At 52.9% G+C, this 12000-nt stretch carries 12 protein-coding genes and 1 other annotated feature; all 12 genes read left to right on the plus strand.

Annotated elements, in window-relative coordinates; genetic code table 11:
- Positions 1-449 (plus strand): Druantia anti-phage system protein DruA (locus tag SDD30_RS06020; protein ID WP_434074032.1); only part of this gene is annotated, 449 nt, incomplete at its 5' end.
- A gap of 143 nt (positions 450-592) precedes the next feature.
- Positions 593-1852 (plus strand): ROK family transcriptional regulator, encoded by a 1260-nt coding sequence (locus SDD30_RS06025; RefSeq protein WP_434074033.1) that lies wholly within the window; start codon positions 593-595, stop codon positions 1850-1852.
- A gap of 158 nt (positions 1853-2010) precedes the next feature.
- A complete protein-coding gene (locus SDD30_RS06030) occupies positions 2011-3012 on the plus strand; it encodes an ABC transporter permease (RefSeq protein ID WP_434074034.1) in 1002 nt (333 codons plus the stop codon).
- Complete coding sequence (locus tag SDD30_RS06035; RefSeq protein ID WP_434074035.1) at positions 3013-4530, plus strand: sugar ABC transporter ATP-binding protein; 1518 nt, start codon at positions 3013-3015, stop codon at positions 4528-4530. It begins immediately after the preceding gene.
- Between the two features lie 62 nt (positions 4531-4592).
- Positions 4593-5582, plus strand: a complete 990-nt coding sequence (locus SDD30_RS06040) for a sugar ABC transporter substrate-binding protein (RefSeq protein ID WP_434074036.1) — start codon at positions 4593-4595, stop codon at positions 5580-5582.
- Positions 5583-5709: 127 nt separating this feature from the next.
- Positions 5710-6132, plus strand: a complete 423-nt coding sequence (locus tag SDD30_RS06045; RefSeq protein ID WP_434074037.1) for a hypothetical protein — start codon at positions 5710-5712, stop codon at positions 6130-6132.
- A 14-nt stretch (positions 6133-6146) separates the two neighbouring features.
- On the plus strand, positions 6147-7103 hold the full coding sequence (locus SDD30_RS06050; protein ID WP_434074038.1) for a carbohydrate kinase family protein: 957 nt from the start codon (positions 6147-6149) through the stop codon (positions 7101-7103).
- A 70-nt stretch (positions 7104-7173) separates the two neighbouring features.
- Complete coding sequence (locus SDD30_RS06055; protein WP_434074168.1) at positions 7174-8214, plus strand: uroporphyrinogen decarboxylase family protein; 1041 nt, start codon at positions 7174-7176, stop codon at positions 8212-8214.
- 82 nt (positions 8215-8296) lie between these two features.
- Complete coding sequence (locus tag SDD30_RS06060; protein ID WP_434074039.1) at positions 8297-9433, plus strand: uroporphyrinogen decarboxylase family protein; 1137 nt, start codon at positions 8297-8299, stop codon at positions 9431-9433.
- A 41-nt stretch (positions 9434-9474) separates the two neighbouring features.
- Entirely contained in the window at positions 9475-10266 is a 792-nt protein-coding gene (locus SDD30_RS06065; RefSeq protein WP_434074040.1) for a sugar isomerase domain-containing protein, read from the plus strand.
- A 306-nt stretch (positions 10267-10572) separates the two neighbouring features.
- Complete coding sequence (locus SDD30_RS06070) at positions 10573-10878, plus strand: AbrB/MazE/SpoVT family DNA-binding domain-containing protein (RefSeq protein WP_109207668.1); 306 nt, start codon at positions 10573-10575, stop codon at positions 10876-10878.
- Positions 10878-11294 carry a PIN domain-containing protein gene (locus SDD30_RS06075; protein ID WP_434074041.1) on the plus strand — a complete coding sequence of 139 codons (417 nt, stop codon included), beginning with the start codon at positions 10878-10880 and terminating at the stop codon, positions 11292-11294. Before SDD30_RS06070 ends, SDD30_RS06075 begins: the two co-directional genes overlap by 1 nt.
- Positions 11295-11552: 258 nt before the next feature.
- Positions 11553-11787: a binding site (T-box leader), on the plus strand.
- Positions 11788-12000: the final 213 nt, after the last annotated feature.

A 12000-nucleotide genomic window follows, 5' to 3' on the forward strand; every position in this document is an offset into this window, starting at 1 on the left:
CAAACCGCATCTTGGGGGCGCTGTTGTTTGCGGCGCCAGCCAGAGCCTTGAGCGCCAGGGACGACTGGATTGGCTGGACACCCCCGGAACGGCGGCGGTTTCTCTACCGCATAGTCGGCAATAGCCGCTTTTTAATCCTACCGGGGGTTCATATTCCCCATCTGGCGAGCCATGCCCTGGCCTTAGCCGTGCGGCGGTTACGGCAGGATTGGCTGGCGCGCTATGGCTATGCCCCGGTATTGTTAGAAACATTTGTCATGCCGCCCCATGACGGCACCTGCTATGCTGCCGCCAATTGGGTGTATATCGGTGAGACGGCAAGTGTTGGCCATGGTTATCGCCAGGGAAAAGCATCGGCAAAGAAGATCTTTGTTTATCCTTTGACGCGGGACTGGCGGCGTGAGCTTTGTGCCCCGGCCCCAAAAATCAATGAAAATGATGCGATCTAAGTGGGTTGTTTTTTATTGTGGCCTGCTGGGAAATTATGGTACACGTAAGTTCACAGGTCGAAAAATTTTAACCTGAAGCAGGATTCCGGGGATAAATGGCGAATAATTAATTCGTTAAATAAATTAATTAGAGAGATGGCCTAATGAGTAAAGGGGAATACGGCTACAATCAAAAAAGCAATAAAGAATATAACCTGCGTTTGCTTCTTAATTTGATCCGTTTGCAGGGACCGGTTTCGCGTATTGAGTTAGCCAATTTGACCGGCTTGAGTGGAGCCACCGTTTCCAATTTAACCAGTATTTTATTATCCCTGGGTTTAATTAAGGAAGTAGGCCCCGGGGAAAGCAGTCTTGGGCGCAAACCGGTTCTACTGGAACTGGAAGCGAACTCTCGTTTTGCCGTAGGTATTGACCTTGGCCGTACCGCTGTTACCGGCGTCATTACCAATCTGAAAGGGGAGGTTATAGCCAGAGAAAGGATTATAAAGAACGTATTTACTGATGGCACCGACCTGGTGGAAACAGTGGGAAAGATGGTGAATTCATTAATCTCCGGAGCAATGATTGCCAAAAAAAAGATTGTCGGGCTGGGCATTGTAGCCCCCGGACCTTTAAGCTGGCGTGAAGGCAGTATCAGGAGCCTGCCCCCTGGTTCCGAAAAGAATCCTTCCCGGTATCATGTCCCCTATGATTGGTCCGACTTTCCCCTGGCCAAAGCCGTGCAGGAAGAAACAGGATTACTTACCTTTGTGGATAATGATGCCAACGCAGCGGCATTGGCGGAAAAGTGGTTAGGAGGGGCCAAAGAAAGTGATAACTTCGTATGTATCATCGTAGGTACCGGGATTGGCGCCGGCGTAATTGTGGACGGCCAACCCTACCGGGGCGAGGATGGTCTGGCCGCCGAGATCGGGCATACGACGGTAAATGCCGAAGGCCCCCCTTGCGTCTGCGGCAATTATGGTTGCCTGGAACTATACGCTTCCCGGGATGCCATGCTGGCCTATACCCGGGAGCGTTTAGCCACCGGAGCAGCAAGTGAATTACAACAGGACCTGGCAACGGGGGAGTTGACAATAACAGGTATTTTTACAGCGGCTACAAGAGGAGATGCTCTGGCCCGGGAAGTGCTGGCCAGGGAGATAAAATATCTCGGCAGCGGTGTTGTCAACATGGTCAACTTGTTTAATCCCGACCTGGTTATCCTGAACACCCGGGAAATGCCGCTGACTGACCTGCGATTGTTGGTGGAACCTATCCAACAGATGGTCCAGGAGAGGGCTTTTTCAGTAGCCGCGGAAAAGGTAAGGGTCCGGGCCAGTGAGCTCGGAGACGACGGCCCCCTGCTGGGAGGGGTTACCCTGGTACTTCATTATTTCTTTACCTCGCCGGAGAACCTGTAAGTAATTACTGTGCACGAAACTCTCGGGATTTGTTGCTGAAATTACGGCTCGAGGCCGGAAATTAGAGCTAAAGGGCACTTGTTACCTGTACCCTGAAAAAAACCTTTTAAAACATAAATTACAAATGCGTTAGTAATAAAAAAGGGCGGAAGGGAAAAATGGTACAGAATTTAGAGGTGATTACTGGCATGAAGGAAAATGGCAAACAACGAAAGGTAGGCAGTCTGGCGGAACGTTTGGGGTTGCTTGTTGCTTTATTGTTGTTAATAATCATTTTTACGTATGTATCACCCAATTTTTTAACCTGGGATAACTTTTCCAATATGTTCTTATCCTTTGCCTTGATCGGCATTGTCGCCGCCGGGATGACGGTGGTAATTATAAGTGGCGGTTTTGATCTTTCCGTCGGCAGTAATATGGCCCTTACCGGCGTGATTGTCGGCAGTATTATGCATGGCGGCCTGCCCCAGTGGCTGGCGATAGTGGCCGGGCTGGTAGTAGGTGTTGCGGTGGGCCTGCTTAACGGTATGTCTATTGCCAAGGTTAAAATTAATCCCTTGATTACCACTTTAGCTTCAATGATTATTGTCAGGGGTCTGGCTTTTATTTACTCTAAAGGGTTATCTTTTGGTATCTACGGCACGGAACCCATCTTCCCCGACTTTGGCTATTGGGGTCGTGGCCTCCTGGCCGGCCTACCTATGCCTGTAGTGTTAATGTTCTTAGTCGTCGCCGGTATTTACGTTTTGCTCAATAAAACAGTCTTCGGCCGCGAAGTCTATGCCATTGGTGGTAATGAAGAGGCGGCCCGCGTCTGCGGTATTAATGTGGAAAAAACCCAGATCCTGATTTACCTGTTGATGGGGTTACTGGCGGCCTTCGCCGGGATCATTCTGGCGTCGCGCCTGAGTGCCGGTGTTCCCAGCGCCGGTACCGGTTATGAATTGAATGCGATTGCGGCTGTGGTCCTGGGTGGCGCCAGTTTGAGCGGCGGCCAGGGGCGGGTAGAAGATACGATCCTGGCAGTACTCGTCCTAGGGGTCCTTGGTAATGGTTTTGTCCTCCTGGGTCTTTCCAGTTTCCTTCAAGATGTGGCCCGGGGCGTGGTGCTTTTACTGGCAGTGGGCATTGACCAGGTACGGCAAAGGAGGGCGGCTTAAATGGCCGGGCAACCCCTTTTGCGGCTTGAGGGAGTGAACAAGGCTTTTCCCGGCGTCCAGGCTTTAAAAGACGTTTCCCTGGCGATTATGCCAGGGGAGATCCACGCCCTGGTTGGCGAAAATGGGGCCGGCAAATCGACGCTGATTAAAATTATTTCGGGAGTTTACCACAGCGACCAGGGACAGCTTTATTTTCAGGAGCAGCCGGTTACCATCAATTCTCCCCGGGAAGCCAGGGAACTGGGCATTAGCACCGTTTATCAGGAGTTAGCTTTATCCCCGCATCTTTCGGTAGCTGAGAATATCTTTATGGGCCGCTTGCCAGCCCGCTGGGGCCGGCGTTGGGTAGACTGGAACAGGCTTTATAATATGGCCCGTGAGTTACTGGACGAACTGGAGATAGATTTGGACCCGCGCCAGCGGTTGGGTAGCTTGAGTGTCGCTTACCGGCAGCAGGTGGAAATTGCCCGGGCTTTATCAATTAACGCCAGAGTAATTATTTTTGATGAGCCCACAGCGGTATTGACCGAGGATGAAACAGCCGTCCTCTTTAAGAACCTGCAACGGCTGAAAGAGCGGGGCGTAGGCGTTATCTATATTTCCCACCGCATGGCGGAGATTTTGCATCTGGCCGACCGGATAACAGTTCTCCGTGACGGCCGGGTGGTGGCTACTCTGCCCGGGGCAGAGGCGCAATATGAACAACTTGTCCGGCTGATGGTGGGCCGGGATATAAATAAAGGTTTAGTATCCCCAGGAGAAGCTGCCAGGGGAAATGTGGTAATGGAGGTGGAAGGCCTCTGCCAGGAGGGTGTAGTAGCAGATATAAACTTTTCTTTGCACGCTGGTGAGGTCCTTGGTCTTTATGGGTTGGTAGGTTCCGGGCGAACGGAAGTGGCCAGGTTGCTCTTCGGCCTGGCCCGACCGTCGGCTGGAAAGATAAAACTAGCAGGGAAGGAGGTGAAGATTACCAGTCCACGCGAGGCTATCCGGCATGGTCTGGGCTTTTTGCCTGAAGATAGGCGGCACCAGGGGCTAGTTTTGCAACTGGATGTAACCCGTAATATTTGCCTGGCCAACCTGGATTCCCTTCACCGCCGCGGTTTTATCCAGACGACGGTAGAAAAGCAGATGGCCGGGCGCGGGGTAAAGGAATTAGCGATCAAGACCCCCAACCTGGCGCAAAAGGTAGCCAATTTAAGCGGCGGTAACCAGCAAAAGGTAATCCTGGCCCGGTGGCTGATGCGCCAGCCTAAACCGCAGATCTTCATTATGGATGAGCCGACGCGGGGAGTAGATGTTGGCGCCAAGGCCGAGATCCATCGTTTGATCAGGCAACTGGCTGATGAGGGGATGGCAGTGCTGATGATTTCTTCAGACCTGTCGGAAGTCCTGGCTGTAAGTGACCGGATTATGGTTATGCGGGAGGGGAGGATGGCAGGGGAGATTCAACAAAAGGAAGCTACTGAAGAAAAGGTTATTTTTCTTGCCACCCATGATTTCAGGCAGGTACATTAGATTGAGATGTCCTGGATGTTGCTTCGGTCGTGGAGTATTAATTAAAGGGGGATAAAGAGCCAATGAAAAAATGGTTGACGATTGTTGCCGCTTCCCTGGTCATAATGCTAGTTTTAACTGCCTGCGGGCAAAAACCGGCGCAGCAGGGGCAGGGTAACTCCCAGGGAGATAAAAAGGGAGAAACGGTGGTTGGCTATGCCGTCATGCGGATGGTTGACGAGTATTGGGGTAATCAGATTGAGGGTATGAAAGCGGCGATCAAGGAATCTGGCAAGCCCATCAAGCTGGATGTGGCGGATAATAACAATGACGGCCAGACCTGCCTACAGAATGTAGAGAGTTTACTGGGCCGCGGCGCGAAGATCCTGATTGTCAGCACTCCTGATCCCAAGGTCGGCGGTGCCATTATGGAGAAAGCCAAAGCCAAGAACGTGCCGGTTATTGCCTCAGATGTACCTATTGAGGGGGCTTATTTCTTAAACCATGATGATGTCGAAGCCGGTAAAATCGTAGGCGACTACGCTGGCAAATATTTTAGCGAAAAATTTAAAGGCAAGAAAGCCAAAGTAGCCTTAATTACCCATGCGGCCGTAGAGCAAATCGTAGGCAAACGTATTGATGGGTTTATGGAAGCCTTTAAAAAGTATGTGCCCGACGCCCAGTTCCTACCGCGGATGGATGCTGAAGGCTTGCGGGAAAAGGGACTCAATGTAATGACTGACATCCTGACTTCCAACCCGGATGTTAATGTAGTCTTTGCCATTAACGATGATATGGCCTTGGGGGCCGCTGCTGCCGTAGAAGCCCGCGGCCTGGCCGACAAAGTGGCTGTTTTCGGCCAGGGTGGCATCGGCGAAACTAGCTTCCGGGCTTTGATGGATCCCAAGAGCCCCTTCATTGCTACCACCGCTTATATGCCCGACCAGCACGGCAAGACAGCTATAAATAAGATGGTAATTCCCCTCCTGGAAGGGCAAAAAATACCGGATTTAGTTCTGTCGCCTTTGGAACTGGCTACTAAAGAAAATGCCTCCAAGTTTTTAAAGAAGTAATAACCTGCACCGGGAGGAAACCTTTTAGTTTCCTCCCGGGCCGATAGTTCTCCCACTGTGCACTTCCATTTTATAGTATAGTTGCAAGTTGCAACTCACTTACCTGCAGGAGAGGAGCACTGCCCGAATGGTTTTACTGGAGAAATATACCTATGATCAACCTGGCTTTCAACCCCTAATCTTAACGTCAAAATGGCAGGTGGCCCAGCTAAATTATGATACTGCCCAGGCGCCGGCCAATCTGCATAAAATGGATCGCCATTTGCAGACCGATGAAGCCTTTGTCTTACTGGCCGGCCAGGGGGTGCTGATTGTAGGGGAGGAAAGGGATGGTCTATTTAGTTTCCAGACCACAGTCATGATCCCCGGCGAGATTTATAATGTCCCCCGCCAGGTCTGGCACAACATCGCCCTAGCGCCAGGGGCCCGGGTATTGATTATTGAGGATCGAGATACCCATGTGGGCGATTTTGAGTTTCTGCCTTTAGATCCGGCTGCCTATGAAAAGCTGCAGCAGCAACTTAAAGAGCATTTACCAACCAACGGATAATAGGGGAAGAGAAGATGTTAGCAGTAATCGGTAACACGGTAATCGATCTCTTTTTACACAATATCGCCGATCTACCCCGGGCCAGCGGCGATGAATTCACAGGGGGCAATTTAATCTGGTGCCAGGAACCGGTGGCAGCCTCCATGGGGGGCAATGGCGCCAATGTAGCCTACGTTTTTGCCGCTTTGGGCGGCCGGGTGACCCTCTTTAGCGCCCTGGGTGTAGATTGGGCGGGCGGGTTACTCCAAGAGTGGCTGGCCAGGGAGAAAGTGAGCCTAAAAGGCATCTATCAGGATAAAAGTATTCCTACTTCAACAAACGTCGTTCTTACCGATCAAGCTAATAACCGCCTTTCTTTTTTTTATGCCGGCGCTGATGCATCCCTGGATTACAGCAAAATTGATCTCGAGTTATTACTCGGGCACCAGTTTCTGCTTATCTGTGGGTATCCCTTGTTACCCGCTTTAAGAGGGGAAACAGCCGGCAGGATCCTGGCCCTGGCCCGGGCCAGGGGTCTAAAAACAGCCATGGATATCGGGCCGGCCATCGGCCAACCGGTATTACTAACGGAAATTAAGGGCTTTTTCCCTGATATAGATTATCTGCTGGGTAATTTCACGGAAATCAATACCCTTACCGGTGAACAAGAAATGGAGGATAGCCTGGCCTGTCTTGAGGCCAACGGCTACCAGGGTTGGGTGGTGGCCAAACAGGGGGAAAAGGGCGTCAACCTTTATCAGATAGGCAAGAGGCTGGAACTCTACGTGCCTGCCTATCAGGTGCCGGTAAGGGGCACCGTGGGCGCGGGGGATACTTTTGATGCTGCCTTTTTATGGGGGCTGCAGCAAGGATTTGATGAAAAAACGGCTGCCCGCTGGGGGAACGCCGCGGCTTCCCTGGTAGTGGCTACCGGGGGACTGGTCCGGGCCCCTTCGCGGGAAGAAATTGAAAAAGTAATTAACTATCGCTAGGTAAATTGTGGCTAAGTTTACATCTCGCCTTTCCCATCTCATTCCTAAGGAGGAATAACCTGTGGCAGAAATGACACCCTTAGCGCGGTCGATGGCCGCCTTACGCTGGGAGCAACCAGACCGCGTACCGGTAGTACCCCAGAATTCCACGATGGCTGTGGCCCTGGCTGGTTACGACATGATTGAGTGTTCCCATGACGGTCGCAAACTGGCCCTAGCTATGTTGGCGTGCCGGGAAAAATTTGGTTATGACGGCCACTTTATGGGCCCGGATGCAGCCATCCTGGCCGAAGCCCTGGGATGCCCGGTAGAGTACCGGCCGGATAACCCGCCAGCCCTTACCGGCCACGTCCTGGAGCGGTTGGAGGATGTTGATAAGCTAAAGCCGCTGGATCCCAGTAAAGATGGTCGTTTACCGCAGTGGTTAAAGGCGGTTGAAACCCTGGTGGCGAAGGAAGGGGACCGGGTGCTGGTTATCGGCCGTGCTGACCAGTGCGGTTTTACCCTGGCTGCCCTCCTGCGGGGTATGGAACAGTTCCTGCTGGACATCAGCCTGGGCGAGAAACCAGAGCTGGTCCACAAACTAATCGCCTTTTGCAACCAGTGCCATATTGAACTGGCCCGGGCTATGAAACGGGCCGGCGCCCATGTCACTACCTGTGGTGACGCCTTTGGCGGGCCGGATATCGTCGGGCCACCGATTTTTAATGAATACGTTTTGCCGTATGAAAAAGAGGCTACGCGGGCCATCCAGGAAGAGATAGGCCTGCCCTACTCGATTCATATTTGCGGCCGTACCGATGCCATCCACGACCAGTGGGTGGAGACGGGGGCGGCAGCCTTTGAGATTGATCACCGGACCGATATTAAAAGGCTGCGTTCCATATCCCTGGGTAAGACGGCCTTGATCGGCAACCTGGATACGGAGATGCTGGCCCGGGGCACGCCGGCGGAAGTCGAAAATGCCTGTCGGGACTTATTCCAGGTAATGCTGCCCCAGAGCGGTTTTATCCTCAGCTCGGGTTGCAGTATGCTTTCCAGTACCAAACCGGAGAACCTGGCAGCGATGGTGGCGGCGGCGCGGCGCTACGGGGTTTATCCCCGGGCGTAGTCCGATTGGCGCAGCCAGTTTCAACAAGCATCTCACCTCTCACATTTCACTTCCCACATCTCATTTCGCAGGGGGATAGATCATGAAGGAAATGTCAGCCAGGGAAAGGGTGCGGGTCGCCCTGAACCATGAGGAACCCGACCGGGTTCCCCTGGCCTTAGGGGGCAGCTGGTACGGAATTACGGATCCCCTCTACTTTGCAGCCGTTGAAGAGTTGGCTCTGGGAGAGCCGGCAGCTCCTTTCCGGCCCAAACGAAGCCACACAGTGAATTATTATGACGATCGCCTGCTGGAAGCCCTGGGAGTTGACATCCGCCATATCTGGTTGGGTTTCAGTGAAATGGGGGCGCCGCCTGCCGGCGGTGGCCGTGATAACTGGGGCATCGAGTGGGTCGAATCGGATGGTTACCGGGGGGCGCGGTTGCACCCCCTGGCCTCGGCCACCATTGAAGATCTGGAAACCTACCCGTGGCCCGGTAGCGACGGATTGGATCTGGAGGCGGTACGATCCAGGGTCAAGGCCATTCGCGCCAGCGGCGATTATGCCATTGCCGCCCGGGCGGTGAATTCTTACGGCCTGTTTGAACTCTGCTGCCTGTTACGAGGGCCCGAGCAATTTATGGTCGACCTGCTCACCGATCCGGATTTCGCCCATGCCCTGGTGCGGAAGGTAGGCGATGTCTTTTATAGCCTGACGGAAGTCTACCTGGATGTAGCCGGGAAGGACCTGGACCTGATGGAACTGCCGGGGGATGATTACGCCGATAAGCGCAGCCTCATTATTGCTCCCGCCCTCTTCCGGGAATTCTTCGCTCCTGAGTGGCGCCGCCTCATTACCCTGGTGAAGGGTTACTCACCGGACATTAAAGTTGTCTTCCACAGCGACGGGGCCATTACCCCCCTGCTGGGGGACCTCCTGGATGTTGGCATTGATGTCTTTCATCCCCTGGAACCCCTGGAGGTTACCGACCAGGCCGCTGTAAAAAAGACTTATGGCGACAGGCTGTCGTTCCTCGGCGGTGTGGATATCAAGGAGGCCCTGCAAGGAGAGCAGCAGGCCATCAGCAGGGAAATCCGGGAGCGCCTCGGCAACCTGGCCCCGGGCGGGGGTTATATTCTGGCCCCAGCCAACCATATCCAGCGCGACGTGCCGGCGGCAAACCTGCTTTTCCTATTCCGTGAAGCAGCGCGCCTGGGACGTTATCCCCTGGCTTTATAAGGGTCATCTAATTCTATTTCTCCACAGGAAGGGATTAATGTATGTTAGCAAACTCCGCTACAGCGGGTGATTATTTTCTCGCAGCCATGCAGCAGTTGACCAGGCAAATCAGGGAGACCCAGGCCACCGGGCTAAACGAGGCCGCTGCTATCTGCGCTGATGCCATTGCCGGCGACAGGGTCGTCTTCATGTTCGGGGCCGGCCACTCGGCCATTCCCGTGATGGAGACTTTCCCGCGCATAGGCAGTATTGTCGGTTTTTACCCCATGCTGGAACTCTACCTGTCCTACAATGCCCGGGTAGTAGGCGATATGGGCATGCGCCAGGCCTCTTATTTAGAAAAGCTGGAGGGCTACGCCGGAATAATCATGCAGAATTACGAAATGAAGCCCCCGGATGCCATGATCCTAATCTCCCATTCGGGTATTAATCAATTAATCGTTGATATGGCCCTGGAAGGGCGGCGGCGGGGCTTAAAAATTATTGCCATAACCTCCCGGCGACACTCCCTGGCCCATGCGCCGCGCCACAGCAGCGGCCTCAGGCTCAGTGAAGCCGCCGATGTGGTGCTGGATACCTGCGTGCCGGAAGGGGATGCCCTGGTGGAACTGCCGGGTTTACGATGGAAGGTGGCCTCAGCCTCGACCATTGCCTCCTGCCTGATCGCCGATGCCCTGGTAGCCCGGACGGCGGAGGTATTATTACAGCGCGGCTATGAACCCCTGGTCTACCCCAGCCATAATGTCAACGGCAGCCCCGCAGAGATGGAAGTTACCGTGGCCCAGGAAGAAAAGGTGTTGCGGGAATTCCGCCGCCGTGCCCGGATGGTTTGAAGCAAGTTTTATCATAATGGGGTTGGGGGCCGGCTTGAATTTAACCCGGCCCTGCGTGTTGTTGCTGAGGATTCCCCTTGGCCTTCCACGGAGGTTCACGGGATGATTAAGGATCGTCAGATTGTAATTACTCAGCCGCCGTGCTCGACCGCCTGGCAGATAAAATTACCTGCTTTATCTTTTTCATAACTTCGTCGAGAGAGGGCTGAGAACAGCAGATATGTTTATGAGGATTTTTGTAAGGATGGTAATGCCTTCTTGCGTAAACCCGCCTTATCTGATATACTGAGTTTCGGAGGTGATATCATGGGCCTTGCTATTAAAGAAACAACGAAGATAGGGAAAAGGGGTACAGTTGTTATTCCGGCCAGTTTACGTCGTAAATACGGCTTGCAAGAAGGGGCGTTGGTGATAGCTGAAGCATGTCCAGAAGGGATATTATTACGCCCGGCGGTGGCCCTGCCGGTAGAAGTTTATACCCCTGAACGCAAGGCGGAATTCCTTTTAAATAATTGTATCACCCCGGAAGATTATGCCTGGGCGGTCCAAGAGGTACGTAAGCTGGGATTGGATCCTGCTAGTATCCCCCACGAAAGGTTACAGGATAGCTGATGGACCGGCTCTACTTAGATGCCAATGTTCTATTTTCCGCTGCTTACGGCAGCCCGGCTCTAAGCCGGTTGTGGGAAAGGGAACGGCGTAATCTCTGCCAGCTGTTAGCCTCCGGCTATGTAATCGAAGAAGCCCGGCGTAACCTTGAACAACAGGCGCACTTAATGCGCCTGGAAAAACTGGTGGCGCAACTTGACATTGTACCTGAGGTCGATACCATCTTTTCCTGTCCAGTGCATCTGCCAGCAAAAGATCGACCTGTACTTTTAGCAGCGATCCAGGCTCGGGCCACCCATCTTATTACTGGCGATTTACATCATTTTGAACCCTATCGTGGCCAGGTTATTGAGGGTGTACACATCTGCACTCCCCGGGACTATTTTAGGAGTTTGGAGGATGGCGGCTCGTCCAGGTAACCCCAGCATCGAGGACGGCAAGTAAAGCGGAGGTGTCCAGATAGACGTTCACCTTTATAAATCCTCCGTAAAATATGCATCATGGTTATGGGACAGGTCTTTAATACCGGAATGGAAACGGCCGGCTGATGCAAAGGAATATTAAAACTCAGACCCGACCAAGCGGTGATGACCTGAAAACGCCACTGTGTATCGCGACAATGATTTTTATCCTTGCGTTTCCGGCTATAGTGTGCTATTATAACCAAAATCAATCGTGGCAAAGCGATGAGGGGGAGTGCCGGCGGCCCAATCCGGTGAGCGAGAGAGCTGGTGGTAGGTGGGAACCAGCCCGGAGGCTGTCGGGAGGCACCCCTGAGTACCCGACGAGAAATCCTGTTGAGGGAATTAAGCCGGGACGGTCATGTCCGTTATGCATGGAGAGAGGGTCAGGTTTGGCTTTTATAACCTGGCCAACTAGGGTGGTACCGCGGGTAAAACTCTCGTCCCTTGTTTTAGGGACGGGAGTTTTTATTTTGCCGGGTGGATTTTACCTGCTTTCGAACGAACCATGCTCGCCCGAACCACGCTGGAGGTGGTAGCCAAAAATTGTTTAGCAGTCCAAATACTTTTCTATATTAGTTAATATATGGATATTTTATAAAGTATCACTTAAAGCTGGATAGCATTGATTGCGCCAGCCTAGGGCAGGTCGTCTGTAACAATA

It is taken from the genome of Moorella naiadis (nom. illeg.) (genome assembly GCF_051020825.1).
Lineage (GTDB): Bacteria > Bacillota > DSM-521 > Neomoorellales > Neomoorellaceae > Neomoorella > Neomoorella naiadis.